The following is a 14,670-nucleotide window of genomic DNA, read 5'->3' as shown; positions in this document are numbered from 1 at the left end:
TGTTTCTGGTTTCCCTGCTGCACCGATCATGCATGGTGATCCCTTTTGGGGGGTTGTGTGTGGGGTGTGTGGTGTGGGGTTGTTGTTTGAGAACTACATAGTGGACGCGAGCATCTTGTATAAGAAGCAATTTCCAAGAATATGAACCTGGATCTGGTTCGTGCGCCTTTGGGTGTGCGGGTCGGTTTCTGTGGTTCTCTCGAAAATGTTTTTGATCTTTGTGGTCAAGTTTTTAAGAGCACACGGTGGATGCCTTGGCATTAGGAGCCGAAGAAGGACGTAGGAATCTGCGATAAGCCTGGGGGAGTCGATAACCGGACTGTGATCCCAGGGTGTCCGAATGGGGAAACCCCGCCAGGAGCGCGAGTTACCTGGTGACCCGCATCTGAACACATAGGGTGCGTGGAGGGAACGCGGGGAAGTGAAACATCTCAGTACCCGCAGGAAGAGAAAACAATAGTGATTCCGTTAGTAGTGGCGAGCGAACGCGGATCAGGCTAAACCGTTCCATGTGTGATAGCCGGCGGGCGTTGCATGGTCGGGGTTGTGGGACATTACGTGTCAGTTCTGCCGGGCTGACGGGGTGTGGGTGTGCGTATAGGTGAACGGTCTTGAAAGGCCGGCCAGAGAGGGTGTTAGTCCCGTAACTGTAATGCGTTGCACCGCCTTGTTGATGTATCCCAAGTAGTACGGGGCCCGAGAAATCCCGTGCGAATCTGTCAGGACCACCTGATAAGCCTAAATACTCCCTAATGACCGATAGCGGACCAGTACCGTGAGGGAAAGGTGAAAAGTACCCCGGGAGGGGAGTGAAACAGTACCTGAAACCGTGTGCTTACAATCCGTCGGAGCAACCTTGTAGTTGTGACGGCGTGCCTTTTGAAGAATGAGCCTGCGAGTTAGTGTTACGTCGCGAGGTTAACCCGTGTGGGGCAGCCGTAGCGAAAGCGAGTCTGAATAGGGCGTTTGAGTGGCGTGATCTAGACCCGAAGCGAAGTGATCTACCCATGGCCAGGTTGAAGCGACGGTAAGACGTCGTGGAGGACCGAACCCACTTCAGTTGAAAATGGAGGGGATGAGCTGTGGGTAGGGGTGAAAGGCCAATCAAACTTCGTGATAGCTGGTTCTCCCCGAAATGCATTTAGGTGCAGCGTTGCGTGTTTCTTATCGGAGGTAGAGCTACTGGATGGCTAATGGGCCCTACAAGGTTACTGACGTCAGCCAAACTCCGAATGCCGGTAAGTGAGAGCGTAGCAGTGAGACTGTGGGGGATAAGCTTCATAGTCGAGAGGGAAACAGCCCAGACCACCAACTAAGGCCCCTAAGCGTGTGCTAAGTGGGAAAGGATGTGGAGTTGCGAAGACAACCAGGAGGTTGGCTTAGAAGCAGCCATCCTTAAAAGAGTGCGTAATAGCTCACTGGTCAAGTGATTCCGCGCCGACAATGTAGCGGGGCTCAAGTACACCGCCGAAGTTGTGGCATTCAAATATTAGCTAAGCCCTTGTGGTTCAGGCGTTTGGATGGGTAGGGGAGCGTCGTGTGGGCAGTGAAGTCGCGGTGGAAACCAGCGGTGGAGCCTACACGAGTGAGAATGCAGGCATGAGTAGCGAAAGACGGGTGAGAAACCCGTCCGCCGAATGATCAAGGGTTCCAGGGTCAAGCTAATCTGCCCTGGGTAAGTCGGGACCTAAGGCGAGGCCGACAGGCGTAGTCGATGGACAACGGGTTGATATTCCCGTACCGGCGAAAAACCGCCCATGTTGAACAGGGGATACTAACTGCCCGAGACCTGCCCGATCACCCTTGTGGTGTGAGGGTTTTGGTGGAGCGCAGGACCTGATCCTGGGAGGCAAGCGTATTAACAGGTGTGACGCAGGAAGGTAGCCGAGCCGGGCGATGGTTGTCCCGGTCTAAGGATGTAGGGCGAGTGGTAGGCAAATCCGCCACTCATGATGCCTGAGATCTGATGGGACCCCCGTTTGGGGGGATTTGGTGATCCTATGCTGCCGAGAAAAGCATCGACGCGAGGTTTTAGCCGCCCGTACCCCAAACCGACACAGGTGATCAGGTAGAGAATACTAAGGCGATCGAGAGAATTATGGTTAAGGAACTCGGCAAAATGCCCCCGTAACTTCGGGAGAAGGGGGGCCCCAACCTTGATGGACACTTGCTGTCCGGAGGGGATCGGGGCCGCAGAGACCAGGGGGAAGCGACTGTTTACTAAAAACACAGGTCCGTGCGAAGTCGCAAGACGATGTATACGGACTGACTCCTGCCCGGTGCTGGAAGGTTAAGAGGACCGGTTAGCCTGTAAGGGCGAAGCTGAGAATTTAAGCCCCAGTAAACGGCGGTGGTAACTATAACCATCCTAAGGTAGCGAAATTCCTTGTCGGGTAAGTTCCGACCTGCACGAATGGAGTAACGACTTCCCCGCTGTCTCAACCATAAACTCGGCGAAATTGCAGTACGAGTAAAGATGCTCGTTACGCGCAGCAGGACGGAAAGACCCCGAGACCTTTACTATAGTTTGGTATTGGTGTTCGGAGTGGCTTGTGTAGGATAGGTGGGAGACGTTGAAGCCCGGACGCCAGTTCGGGTGGAGTCATCGTTGAAATACCACTCTGGTCACTTTGGACATCTAACTTCGGCCCGTAATCCGGGTCAGGGACAGTGCCTGATGGGTAGTTTAACTGGGGCGGTTGCCTCCTAAAAAGTAACGGAGGCGCCCAAAGGTTCCCTCAGCCTGGTTGGCAATCAGGTGTCGAGTGTAAGTGCACAAGGGAGCTTGACTGTGAGAGAGACATCTCGAGCAGGGACGAAAGTCGGGACTAGTGATCCGGCGGTACATTGTGGAATGGCCGTCGCTCAACGGATAAAAGGTACCTCGGGGATAACAGGCTGATCTTGCCCAAGAGTCCATATCGACGGCATGGTTTGGCACCTCGATGTCGGCTCGTCGCATCCTGGGGCTGGAGTAGGTCCCAAGGGTTGGGCTGTTCGCCCATTAAAGCGGTACGCGAGCTGGGTTTAGAACGTCGTGAGACAGTTCGGTCCCTATCCGCTGCGCGCGCAGGAAATTTGAGAAGGGCTGTCCTTAGTACGAGAGGACCGGGACGGACGAACCTCTGGTGTGTCAGTTGTACTGCCAAGTGCACCGCTGATTAGCTACGTTCGGATGGGATAACCGCTGAAAGCATCTAAGCGGGAAGCTCGCTTCGAGATGAGATTTCCATACACTTTATTGTGTGAGAGGCCCCCAGCCAGACCACTGGGTTGATAGGCCGGATGTGGAAGCGAGGACTAACGACTCGTGAAGCTGACCGGTACTAATAGGCCAACAACTTACACCACACAGAAAAATACATAACTCTGCTTGCGTCCACTATGTGGTTCCCAACCAACAACCCAACACGTTGCTGGCCGGAACCAAAACAACTGAATACAACACCACATGTTGTAACCACCAGATTTCCCACACCACCCCCTAAAAGGGGTTGGTGACGGGTAGAAGGGTTACGGCGGTCATAGCGTGGGGGAAACGCCCGGTCCCATTCCGAACCCGGAAGCTAAGACCCACAGCGCCGATGGTACTGCACCCGGGAGGGTGTGGGAGAGTAGGACACCGCCGGACAAACATTGAGTAGGGCCCTGACACAACTGTCAGGGCCCTACCACTTTAACCACCACCCACACCCGAAGCCCACCCGAAGCCCCGGATCCCCGCTCACTCATGGCGGTTCCCACCCGGACGCCCGCTCACTCGTGGCGGTTCCCACCCGAACCCGCGCTCACCCGCGGCGGCACCCACCCGAGCCCGCTCCCACCCGCGGCGATTCCCACCCACACCCCCACTCAAACCACGGAACGACCACCCCCGATGCCCCATCACAACGGGCACCCAACACCCGCTCTCAGGACCCCTAACCGATAGCGCAACAAATGCCCAGGCAACCGCCACAAGTGAGTGCGCGTCGACTGGTGGTCAGGCGGCGCGGCGGGTTGAGGCTGGAAGGTGCCTGCCGGCGTCGTACGTATCAAAGGACGAGGCGCCGATGACGAAGATGCCGCGCTGCGGAATCCAGAAGTCGCCCAGCCGGGTCTGCCTGGTCAACGGACGCATGGTGCCCAGGTCTTCGCCGCCCACCGTCGCGGAGCTGCCCGATATGAACCACATCTGCCGAGGCTTGGCCCGGAAGCCCTGACCGTTCGGGACGTCGCCGGCGAGGCCCAGACGGCCGGCTCCGAGCATCGGGCCAGCGGCGACGCTCATGGACTTCAGGAACCCTGTGCTCTCCAGAAGGGGAGCTGGCAGCGCGCTCATCACCAGTGTCATGGCGCGGGTAATGGGTGTGGACGCCAGGTCCACATGCCACGCCAGCTCCAGTTCGCGGCCGATGGTCACACTGACGCTGGAGTCGCCTGTCCAAGCCACGGTCACCGGACATTGGACGGCGGACTCGAGGGCCGAACCGAAATAGCGGGCGCAGGATTGCTCGGGCGTTGCATCGGCGTAGATGCTCCAGGCACCGGACGGGCGGCGCAGCCACACCGAGGTGTACCCAGGTCCAACACTGTTCACAGGAAACCGGCGCATAGCCAGGACGTGGCCCGAGCTGAAGGGCAGCCCCATCACGCCGTAGCCGGAGAACCGTTCATCGTTGCCGGGTCCAAGCTCGGCGTTCTGCTCGGCATCAGAGGCCTGCTCGCGGATACTTTTCATGCGGTGCCTCCGTAACGCGTGCCTCCACCGGCAGTGGTGCGGCCAGTCTACGCCCGGAATTTTCGCAGAGGCACAGTGCACATGCCGGACCGGAGTTACCGCTTAGGACCCGCCGGCGAAGCTTAGGCCGCGATCGGCGAGGGCGGCATCGAGCAGGCGGATGGCTTTGGGACCTACCCCATGCATGGCCAGCAGATCCCTGGCGGAGTGGTCCGCGGCCTGGGCCAGCGTTGTGATGCCCGCCTGCAGGAGTGCGCTGTTCGCCGGCCGGCTCAGTGGTGGCAGGTCGCCGATCTGCGCTGGTATGTCTCGGGTGCTCATGCCGCCCAGCGTACCGTCACGGCCGGTGCCGTTGGACGTACTGCGTTGCGTGGTGCGTCAGACTGGAGGCTGTTCGCACAACGAAAGAAGCTCCGTTGATTACTCTCCAGCAGGACGCAGAAGGCTTCGTCCGGATGAACCGCCACTACCCGGCCAGCATCCGGATCGCCATCGCCTTCAACGACGGCACCTCACGCGAATTCTCCGGCAAGACGCTCAACGCAGCGTACGATGCCGCGATGGCCGAGTTCCGCGCCAAGAACGGCCTCGACGCGCGCGGTTTCAACAGGAAGCCGGCGGCCCGGACGAACTCCGGAAATAGGGTCGACTTCGTCCGGGTGCATCCCGGCATGGGGGAGTAGCCACTCCTGTCCGTAGCAACGCGGCAATAGCCGCTTGACGAAAACCATAGAGGCACCCCCCGGCTCTAACCAGGGAACGACCACCTCCGATGCCCCATCACATCGGGCTCCCAACACCCGCTCCTAAAAACCCCACCTGGCAGCGCAACAAAAGCCCCTGGCAACCGCCACAAGTGAGCGCGCGTCGTAAGGATAGCCGCCACAAGTGAGCGCGCGTCGTAAAGATAGCCGCCACAAGTGAGCGCGCGTCAGGAGAGGGGAACACGGCGGTGCGGAGCGGGCTGCCGGCGAAACGGCCACTGCGGGCGTGGGCCGGTGTGAAGATTCACACGATGGAGCCGCCAGGGCCAACTCTGGACCGCCGATTATGCGGGCTCCCCTAGAATTGATGGAGATGTACGGACTTGGAAGCGCTCTGTTTCGGGTTGCGTAAGTACGAAGCAAGGATACGAGCGGCTGCAGTTGCGCCAGTGGTCGGCTCACAACAGGAGGAATCCATCATGGCCGAACACGGCGGAGGAAACCGCGGAAACGACCGCGGAGCGTTCCGGGGAAACAACAACTCAGGCGGTGACCCGCGCGGCTTCCGGGGCCGCGGCAACCGCGACAACAACGAACGCTCCTCTGGTAACGGTGAGCGGAAGCCTTTCGGTGACCGTGAGAACCGTCCTTATGGTGATCGGGATCGTAGGCCGTTTGGCGACCGTCCGCGCCGTGAGGGTGACCAGGATCGCCGCAGCTTTGGCGGCGGCGAGAACCGCAAGCCTTCCGGCGATCGTGAAAACCGTCCTTATGGTGATCGGGATCGTAAGCCGTTTGGCGACCGTCCCCGTCGCGACGGTGACCAGGAGCGCCGCAGCTTTGGCGGCGGCGAGAACCGCAAGCCTTCCGGCGATCGTGAAAGCCGTCCTTATGGTGATCGGGATCGTAAGCCGTTTGGCGACCGTCCGCGCCGTGAGGGTGACCAGGATCGCCGTGGTTTCAGCGGTGGTGGTGAGCGGAAGCCGTATGGTGACCGTGAGAACCGTCCTTATGGTGATCGGGATCGTAAGCCGTTTGGCGACCGTCCGCGCCGTGAGGGTGACCAGGATCGCCGTGGTTTCAGCGGTGGTGGTGAGCGGAAGCCGTATGGTGACCGTGAAAACCGTCCCTACGGTGATCGGGATCGTAAGCCGTTTGGCGACCGTCCGCGCCGTGAGGGTGACCAGGATCGCCGCAGCTTTGGCGGCGGCGAGAACCGCAAGCCCTTCGGCGACCGGCAGGATAGAGACTCCCGCAGTTTCGACCGCGGTTCTGACCGTGGCCCCGCCCGCGGCGGAGCCGATCGTGGAGCAGGCCGTGGCGACTCGTTCCGTGGCGGCTCCAGCCGCGGCTTCGGCCGGGACCGCCAGGAAGAGCGCCCCGTCCGCACCCACAACGCTGCCGATATCCGCAGCTCCAACCGGCTCGACCGCGAACGCTCACCCGAGATCGATGAGGACGTCACGGGCAAGGAGTTGGACCGCGCCACGCAGCACCAGATCAAGACCCTTGAGCCCAAGAGCGCCGAGTGGGTTGCCCGCCACCTGGTGATGGCCGGCCGCCTGATTGACGACGAGCCGGAACTGGCCTTCCAGCACGCCCTAGCGGCGAGCCGCCGAGGCGGCCGCCTCGGTGCAGTCCGCGAAGCCGTCGGGCTGACGGCCTACGCCGCGGGACACTACGGGGAAGCCCTGCGTGAGTTCCGCACGTATCGGCGGATCAGCGGCTCCAACGTCCACCTGCCTGTCATGGCTGACTGCGAGCGTGGACTGGGCCGCCCGGACCGGGCACTGGATGTTGCCCGTTCCGAGGAAGCGCAGGACCTGGACGCTCCCGGCAAGGTGGAACTTGCCATCGTGGCGGCCGGCGCGAGGACCGACCTGGACCAGCTCGATGCCGCCGTCGCTGAGCTGGAGATTCCGCAGCTGGACATCAACCGTGCCTTCTCCTACAGCCCCCGGCTGTTCCGCGCCTACGCCGGCGCGCTCTCAGCCGTGGGACGCGCCGCCGAAGCAGACAAGTGGAACAAGCAGGCCGTCGTCGCAGAGAACGCACTGGGACAGGGCGTTGACGAAGAGCCTGACATCATCGACCTCGGCTGGGATGAAGAGGAAGAGGCCCGCGAAGAGGCCGAACGCCGGCGACTTCGCGAACACGCCGTCAAAGCGTCCGAAACAGCTTCGGCAGCTGCCGGCAGCCAGGAAGGCTCCTCGTCCGACGACGGCACCGCAGAAGGTGCCAACGCGCAGGACGCTGTGGACCAGAACGTGGACGACCAGGATGCGGATTACTTCGCCTCTGACGACGCAGAGTCGGACGAGGATTCGGTGGAACCGGATGAACTGGACACCGACAACGAAGCCAGCAGCAACGAAGAAGCCGGCAGTGAAGAGCCCGGCGACGACGCTGCAGCCAACCAGGACCGCCGGGAAGACTGAACCGAATGACTGCCATTTCCCTGATTTCCCGCTTTGACGCCCTCCTGTCCGACCTGGACGGGGTGGTGTACGCCGGCCCGCATGCCATTCCGGGTGCCGTGGAGTCGCTGCAGCAGCTGGCCGGGGTGGGCGTGGGTCTTGGATACGTCACGAACAACGCTTCGCGTTCCCCGGCCGAGGTGGCAGCCCACCTGAGGGAACTGGGGGCGCCGGCAGAGGATGAGCAGGTAGTCAGTTCCTCACAGGCGGCCGCCGACCTGCTGGCTTCGCGCCTGGCGCCGGGCTCGAAGGTCCTCATCACGGGAAGTCCGGCGCTGGCCCGCGAAATCGAGCTCGTGGGCCTCACCCCTGTCTTCGGCCAGGACGAGGAACCCGTGGCCGTGGTCCAGGGCTTCAACCCCGGCATCGGCTGGAAGGACCTGGCCGAAGCTGCTTACGTGGTGTCCGCCGGGGCCCTGTGGGTGGCGACGAACACCGACATGTCCATCCCGCAGGCACGTGGGATTGCACCCGGGAACGGAACGCTGGTGGCGGCGGTGACCGCTGCCACCGGCCGGACGCCGCTCGTGGCAGGCAAGCCGGAGGCACCGCTGTTCCATTCCGCTGCCAAGCGGCTGGGCGCCGAACGCCCGCTGGTAGTGGGCGACCGGCTGGACACCGACATCCTCGGCGGCAACAACGCCGGGTTTGCCACCGTTGCCGTGCTGACCGGCGTCGACACGCTGGAATCGATCCTGGCCGCCCGCGCCGCCGAGCGCCCGGATTACATCATCAGCGCCCTGTCCGACCTGTACCGCCCGTACCCCGAGGTGACGCACGACGACGGCACGTACGCCTGCGGCGACGCCACGGCACGCGTCGCCCACGGTGCAGTGGGCGTCATTGGCAGCAAGGACAGCCTTGATGCGTGGCGGGCCGCCTGTGCCGCGTGGTGGGCCGCGACACCGGACGCCCCCGCCGCTCAGGCGCCCAAGCTGGCCTGGCTCGGTCACTAGACTGAACGAATGACTGAGCTGACCGGACCTGAAGAATCATCAGCCCAGCCGTCGCGGGAATGGCCCGGGCTGGACGCCGCCGCGATCCCTGACGCCGTGGTGGCCCAAGCCCTGACAGTCTTGGAAACCCTGCCGGCCACTCCCGTTGAAGAGCACGAAGAGGCCTACGCCAGGCTTCATGATGAGTTGCTGGATGCCCTGAACGCCAAGCCCCAGGACCTTGAACCCCGGGACCTTGATCCCCGGGACCCCGCAACCCGGACTCCCGGGCCGCAGGCGCCGGGAACCCGGGTGTCCGGCCCGGCGGACGGCGGAGCCTGATGCCGGTACGCCTCGACCAGGCCCTGGTGGCCCGGGGCCTCGCCAGGTCCCGGACGCATGCCGCAACCCTCATCGCCGAAGGCAAGGTCAGCTCCGACGGCAAAGTCCTCGTCAAAGCGTCACTGCAGGTTGACGAGGACCGGGATCTGGCCGTCGAACATGACGATCAGGACACCTACGCCAGCCGCGCCGGCCACAAACTGGCCGGCGCCCTCGACGCCTTCCCGGGCATTACGGCCCAGGGAAATCGGTGCCTGGACGCCGGCGCGTCCACCGGCGGCTTCACCGACGTCCTGCTCCGGCGCGGCGCGGCACACGTGGTGGCTGTCGACGTCGGGCACGGCCAACTGGTGCCCCACCTCCGCAGCGATCCGCGCGTCTCCGTCCACGAGGGCATGAATGTCAGGTACATGGTTCCGGGTGACATCGGCGGCCAGGCCGCCCTGACCGTCGCGGACCTCTCCTTCATCTCCCTCACCCTGGTGGTGCAGGCCCTGGCCGGTTGCACGGAACCGGGCGGCGACCTGGTGCTCATGGTCAAGCCCCAGTTCGAAATCGGCAAGGACCGCCTGGGCCGGACCGGCGTGGTCACCTCGGAACGGGAACGGCGGCTCGCGGTGCACAAGGTGGCCATGGCAGCGCTCGACGCCGGACTGGACCTGCACGGGCTGGCGGTGAGTCCGCTGCCTGGCCAGGACGGAAACGTCGAATACTTCCTGTGGATAAGACGCAGGATCACCCAAGACTTGCCTAAGATCGAAGAGCGGGAGGCGGCAGCTGCTGCTTTGCTCGGACAAATCTGGCCGAACCACTAGAGAGCGGAACCTGATGAGCAGGCGTGTACTGGTCCTTGCCCATACCGGCCGCGAGGAATCGCTGAAGGCCGCCTGGGAGGCCTGTGCGCTCCTGCATGCCTCGGGCATTGTCCCCGTCATGCAGGAGTCCGAACTGGATGACATGGAGCGGTTCTTCGGGCACCTGGCCCAGCCCGTCGAAGTCCTCCACGACCATGTGCGGCTGCCGGAAGTGGAACTGGTGATGGTCCTCGGCGGCGACGGCACCATCCTGCGCGCGGCCGAGCTGGTCCGCGAGGTGAACGTTCCGCTGCTGGGTGTCAATCTCGGCCATGTGGGCTTCCTTGCCGAGAGTGAGCGTGCCGACCTGGCCCAAACGGTGGAATGGATCGCAAGCCGCGACTACACCGTGGAAGAGCGGATGACCATCGATGTCCAGGTATGGGTCCGGGGCAAGAAAATCTGGCACACCTGGGCACTGAACGAGGCCGCCATCGAGAAGGCCAACCGGGAGCGGATGCTTGAGGTGGTCACGGAAGTGGACGAACGCCCGCTGACCTCGTTCGGCTCGGACGGGATCGTGATGGCCACTCCCACGGGGTCCACCGCCTATGCGTTCTCTGCCGGCGGCCCGGTGGTCTGGCCGGAGGTGGAAGCACTGGTCATCGTCCCCATCAGCGCCCATGCCCTGTTTGCCAAACCCCTGGTGGTTTCGCCCCGGTCAAAGCTTGCGGTGGAGGTCCTGGGCCGCACGGAGGCCCAGGGTGTCCTGTGGTGTGACGGCCGCCGGTCCGTGGACCTTCCACCGGGCGCCCGGGTGGAAGTCACCAAATCCGCAACCCCTGTGCGCTTGGCCCGCACGCACCAGACGCCCTTCTCGGCCCGGCTGGTCCGTAAGTTCGAGCTGCCCATCCACGGCTGGCGGGGGCCCGTGCCCAAGGCCAGCGCGGTCCATACGGGGCCGATTCCCGTAGTCCGCACGCCCCGGCCCAAGCAGCCGCTGCAGGTGCCGCAGGCGGACCGGCCGGATACTGAACCTGATCCGTCGACTGCGGAGTGAATGCATGCTTGAAGAACTGAGAATCCGCGATCTTGGCGTCATTACCGACGCAACCCTGCCGCTGGGCCCCGGCCTCAGCGTGGTGACCGGTGAAACCGGTGCCGGCAAGACGATGGTGGTCACCGCCGTCGGCCTGCTGCTCGGGGCACGCTCGGACGCCGGTGCCGTCCGAAGCGGCGCAAAAAGTGCCACCGCGGAAGCGGTCCTGAAGCTCGACGCCGGCCACCCCGCCGTGGTCCGCGCGCTTGAGGCGGGCGCCGAAACTGAAGAGTTCGACGGCGGCGCGGAACTGATCCTGGCGCGCCGCCTCGGTGCCGATGGACGCAGCCGCGCTTTCCTGGGCGGCCGCGCGGCCCCCGTCGGCGTCCTGGCCGAAATCGGCGAAACGCTGGTGGTGGTCCACGGACAGACCGACCAGATCCGGCTCAAGGGCGCAGCAGCCCAACGTGGTGCGCTGGACAAGTTTGCCGGTGAAACGCTGGGCGGGACGCTCAACGCCTACCAGGAGCTTTACAGCCACTGGAAGGCCAGCCAGGCGGAGCTGGACAGCCTGCGCAGCGCCGCCCGGGACAGGCTCCGCGAAGCCGAGTCCCTGCAGACCGCCCTGGCGGAGATCGATGAGGTGGATCCGCAGCCGGGGGAGGACGGGCAGCTGAAGGCGGAGGCCGTGAAACTGGCCAACGTCGAGGAGTTGCGGATCGCCGCCAGCACCGCGCACCAGGCCCTGATCGCGGAGGACTTCGGCGAAGCGGGCGATGCCACCACCCTGGTGGATGCGGCCAAGCGCACGCTCGAGCAGGTGGCTGAGCACGACGCTGAGCTCGGATCGGCCGCGGCCCGGCTGGCGGAAGTGGGCTTCCTGCTCAACGACATCGCTACGGACCTGGCCAGCTACCAGGCGGGACTCGACACGGAAGGCCCTGAGCGGCTTGCCGAGATCGAGGACCGGCGCGGTGCCCTGGCCAAGCTGGTGCGCAAGTACGCGCCCACCATCGACGAAGTGCTGGAGTGGGCGGAGAAGGCCAGGGCCCGCCACGACGAACTGCAGGACGATTCCTCGCGGATTGAGTCCCTGGACGCCGAGGTGGCACGTGCGGAGGCGGACCTGACCAAGCAGGCGGCCACCATCAGCAAGATCCGTGCCAAGGCTGCCAAGGACCTGTCAGCGCGGGTCAGCGCCGAACTCAAGGCACTGGCCATGGCGGATGCCACACTGGTGATCAACCTTGAGCCGACGGGGCAGCTGGGACCGCACGGGGCCGACGACATTGCGTTCCTGCTCCAGCCGCATTCCGGTGCCCCCGCCCGGCCCCTGGGCAAGGGCGCATCGGGCGGTGAGCTTTCGCGCGTGATGCTGGCCATCGAGGTGGTGCTCGCCGCGGTGGACCCCGTTCCCACGTTTGTCTTCGACGAGGTGGACGCCGGTGTGGGCGGACGCGCCGCCGTTGAGATCGGCCGCCGCCTCGCCATGCTCGCCCGCCACGTCCAGGTGCTGGTGGTAACCCACCTGCCGCAGGTGGCGGCGTTCGCAGACCAGCACATCACCGTGACCAAGACCTCAGTCCGCGGGGCCGACGGCGGCACCGCCACCGGGTTCACGTCCAGTGATGTGCGCCTCCTCGACGGGACCGAACGGGTCCGGGAACTGGCCCGGATGCTGGCCGGCCAGGAGGACTCCGAATCCGCCCAGGCACACGCCCAGGAGCTGCTTGACGACGCCAAACTCCTGCCGCAGCGCGGCTGAGGGGACTTTCGCGCCTGCTGGCTTTGTGGCCGGGCCAGGGCCTTGGGCCCTTGCCCGGAAGGTCGCGGGACTGCACACTGGAGCATTTGGGGAACAGTCCGGACGATCCGTGGAAGGCTCAATTGATGATAGGCTCGAATTCCGTGGTGCAGCGATCAAATTCCCGTGTAAATTCCCGGTTCCCGGGCTCATCCAAGACGACCAAGCACATCTTCGTGACCGGTGGTGTGGCGTCCTCGCTGGGTAAGGGGCTGACGGCATCGAGCCTCGGCCACCTGCTGCGGGCGCGCGGCCTGTCTGTGACAATGCAGAAGCTCGATCCCTATCTGAATGTGGATCCGGGCACGATGAACCCCTTCCAGCACGGCGAGGTCTTCGTCACCGACGACGGCGCCGAGACGGACCTGGACATCGGGCACTACGAGCGGTTCCTCGACGAGAACCTCGAGGGTTCGGCGAACGTCACCACCGGACAGGTGTACTCAACGGTCATCGCCAAGGAACGCCGCGGCGAGTACCTCGGCGACACCGTCCAGGTCATTCCGCACATCACTGACGAAATCAAGCGGCGGATGCGCCTGCCTGCCGAGGGCAAGAACGCTCCGGACGTCATCATCACCGAAATCGGCGGCACCGTTGGCGATATCGAATCCCAGCCGTTCCTCGAATCGGCCCGCCAGGTCCGCCAGGACGTGGGCCGCGGCAATGTCTTCTTCGTCCACGTGTCCCTGGTCCCGTACATCGGACCGTCCCAGGAACTGAAGACCAAGCCCACGCAGCACTCCGTGGCGGCACTGCGTTCCATCGGTATCCAGCCCGAAGCCATCGTGATCCGGTCGGACCGCGAAATTCCCGAAGCCATGCGCGCCAAGATCGGCAGGATGTGCGACGTTGACCTCGAAGCCGTCATCGGCTGCCCGGATGCCCCCAGCATCTACGACATCCCCAAGACCCTGCACACCCAAGGCCTGGACTCCTACATCGTCCGTGCCCTGGACCTGCCGTTCAAGGATGTGGACTGGACCAGCTGGGACCGTCTGCTCGAAGCCGTGCACAACCCGCGGCACCACGTCGAGATCGCCCTCGTGGGCAAGTACATCGACCTGCCGGACGCCTACCTGTCAGTCACCGAAGCCCTGCGCGCCGGCGGCTTTGCCAACGAAACCAAGGTCAAGATCCGTTGGGTCCCCTCGGACGAGTGCGAAACCCGTGAGGGCGCGGTCAAGGCACTCGACGGCGTCGACGCCATCTGCGTCCCGGGCGGCTTCGGGATCCGCGGCCTCGAAGGCAAGCTGGGCGCCCTGAAGTTCGCCCGCGAGACCAAGCTCCCGGTGCTCGGCCTGTGCCTCGGCCTGCAGTGCATGGTCATCGAGTACGCCCGCAACGTCGTCGGCCTGGAAGGTGCATCCTCCAGCGAGTTTGAGCCGGACTCCAAGTACCCGGTCATCGCCACCATGGAAGAGCAGCTGGAGTTCGTCGAGGGCGGCGGTGACCTGGGCGGCACCATGCGCCTGGGCCTGTATGAGGCCAAGCTCGATGAAGGCTCGGTCATTGCCGAAACCTACGGCACGACCACCGTCAGCGAACGGCACCGCCACCGCTACGAGGTCAACAACAAATACCGCGACCAGATCGCCGCCGAGGGACTCGTCTTCTCCGGTACGTCCCCGGACGGCAAGCTCGTGGAGTTCGTCGAACTTCCGGCCGAGGTCCACCCGTACTACGTGGCCACCCAGGCGCACCCGGAACTGAGTTCGCGCCCCACCCGCCCGCATCCGCTGTTCTCCGGACTGGTCAGGGCGGCCCTGGACCACCAGGGCGGCAACGCCGACACGGCCGCTGCCGTGACTGCCGGTGCTCCGGAGTCCGGTACGGTAGCGGCTAAGTAGAGCCA

11 protein-coding genes and 2 rRNA genes are annotated in these 14,670 nt (G+C 64.0%); 10 read left to right on the top strand and 3 right to left on the bottom strand.

The window, feature by feature from the left end; translation table 11 throughout:
* The first annotated feature begins 222 nt into the window (after positions 1-222).
* A 23S ribosomal RNA gene (locus OVA06_RS10845) occupies positions 223-3,351 on the top strand.
* Positions 3,352-3,514: 163 nt separating this feature from the next.
* A 5S ribosomal RNA gene (rrf, locus tag OVA06_RS10840) occupies positions 3,515-3,631 on the top strand.
* Positions 3,632-3,982: 351 nt separating this feature from the next.
* Here the strand turns inward: rrf and OVA06_RS10835 are convergent.
* Positions 3,983-4,720, bottom strand: coding sequence for a hypothetical protein (locus tag OVA06_RS10835; protein ID WP_268158217.1), 738 nt, complete (start codon positions 4,718-4,720; stop codon positions 3,983-3,985).
* A gap of 102 nt (positions 4,721-4,822) precedes the next feature.
* Positions 4,823-5,041 (bottom strand): hypothetical protein, encoded by a 219-nt coding sequence (locus OVA06_RS10830; protein ID WP_056077706.1) that lies wholly within the window; start codon positions 5,039-5,041, stop codon positions 4,823-4,825.
* A gap of 95 nt (positions 5,042-5,136) precedes the next feature.
* Between OVA06_RS10830 and OVA06_RS10825 the strand changes: the two genes are divergently transcribed.
* Positions 5,137-5,403 (top strand): hypothetical protein, encoded by a 267-nt coding sequence (locus OVA06_RS10825; protein ID WP_268158215.1) that lies wholly within the window; start codon positions 5,137-5,139, stop codon positions 5,401-5,403.
* Between the two features lie 563 nt (positions 5,404-5,966).
* Here the strand turns inward: OVA06_RS10825 and OVA06_RS10820 are convergent.
* Complete coding sequence (locus OVA06_RS10820; protein ID WP_268158213.1) at positions 5,967-6,818, bottom strand: hypothetical protein; 852 nt, start codon at positions 6,816-6,818, stop codon at positions 5,967-5,969.
* An 81-nt stretch (positions 6,819-6,899) separates the two neighbouring features.
* Between OVA06_RS10820 and OVA06_RS10815 the strand changes: the two genes are divergently transcribed.
* From OVA06_RS10815 to OVA06_RS10785, 7 genes are all read left to right on the top strand, one after another.
* Positions 6,900-7,862: a hypothetical protein gene (locus OVA06_RS10815; protein WP_268158211.1), complete on the top strand. Its 963-nt coding sequence runs from the start codon at positions 6,900-6,902 to the stop codon at positions 7,860-7,862.
* 5 nt (positions 7,863-7,867) lie between these two features.
* Complete coding sequence (locus OVA06_RS10810; protein ID WP_268158209.1) at positions 7,868-8,857, top strand: HAD-IIA family hydrolase; 990 nt, start codon at positions 7,868-7,870, stop codon at positions 8,855-8,857.
* 9 nt (positions 8,858-8,866) lie between these two features.
* On the top strand, positions 8,867-9,178 hold the full coding sequence (locus OVA06_RS10805; protein WP_268158207.1) for a hypothetical protein: 312 nt from the start codon (positions 8,867-8,869) through the stop codon (positions 9,176-9,178).
* Positions 9,178-9,993 carry a TlyA family RNA methyltransferase gene (locus OVA06_RS10800; RefSeq protein ID WP_268158205.1) on the top strand — a complete coding sequence of 272 codons (816 nt, stop codon included), beginning with the start codon at positions 9,178-9,180 and terminating at the stop codon, positions 9,991-9,993. The genes OVA06_RS10805 and OVA06_RS10800 overlap by 1 nt, the downstream gene beginning before the upstream one ends.
* Positions 9,994-10,006: 13 nt before the next feature.
* Complete coding sequence (locus OVA06_RS10795) at positions 10,007-11,032, top strand: NAD kinase (RefSeq protein WP_268158202.1); 1,026 nt, start codon at positions 10,007-10,009, stop codon at positions 11,030-11,032.
* Positions 11,033-11,036: 4 nt separating this feature from the next.
* On the top strand, positions 11,037-12,776 hold the full coding sequence (gene recN, locus OVA06_RS10790; protein WP_268158200.1) for a DNA repair protein RecN: 1,740 nt from the start codon (positions 11,037-11,039) through the stop codon (positions 12,774-12,776).
* 125 nt (positions 12,777-12,901) lie between these two features.
* Positions 12,902-14,665 (top strand): CTP synthase, encoded by a 1,764-nt coding sequence (locus OVA06_RS10785; protein ID WP_268158198.1) that lies wholly within the window; start codon positions 12,902-12,904, stop codon positions 14,663-14,665.
* The last annotated feature ends 5 nt before the right edge of the window (positions 14,666-14,670 follow it).

Source organism: Pseudarthrobacter sp. SL88, assembly GCF_026672455.1.
In the GTDB taxonomy this organism is placed as follows: Bacteria; Actinomycetota; Actinomycetes; order Actinomycetales; family Micrococcaceae; genus Arthrobacter.
This window is presented reverse-complemented; position numbering and strand designations above follow the sequence as displayed.

Excerpts from the sequence above, each read along its gene's own strand:
- OVA06_RS10795 (WP_268158202.1), top strand. The coding sequence starts at position 10,007 with ATGAGCAGGCGTGTACTGGTCCTTGCCCATACCGGCCGCGAGGAATCG.
- OVA06_RS10800 (WP_268158205.1), top strand. The coding sequence starts at position 9,178 with ATGCCGGTACGCCTCGACCAGGCCCTGGTGGCCCGGGGCCTCGCCAGG.
- OVA06_RS10810 (WP_268158209.1), top strand. The coding sequence starts at position 7,868 with ATGACTGCCATTTCCCTGATTTCCCGCTTTGACGCCCTCCTGTCCGAC.
- recN (WP_268158200.1), top strand. The coding sequence starts at position 11,037 with ATGCTTGAAGAACTGAGAATCCGCGATCTTGGCGTCATTACCGACGCA.
- OVA06_RS10785 (WP_268158198.1), top strand. The coding sequence starts at position 12,902 with ATGATAGGCTCGAATTCCGTGGTGCAGCGATCAAATTCCCGTGTAAAT.
- OVA06_RS10805 (WP_268158207.1), top strand. The coding sequence starts at position 8,867 with ATGACTGAGCTGACCGGACCTGAAGAATCATCAGCCCAGCCGTCGCGG.
- OVA06_RS10830 (WP_056077706.1), bottom strand. The coding sequence starts at position 5,041 with ATGAGCACCCGAGACATACCAGCGCAGATCGGCGACCTGCCACCACTG.
- OVA06_RS10835 (WP_268158217.1), bottom strand. The coding sequence starts at position 4,720 with ATGAAAAGTATCCGCGAGCAGGCCTCTGATGCCGAGCAGAACGCCGAG.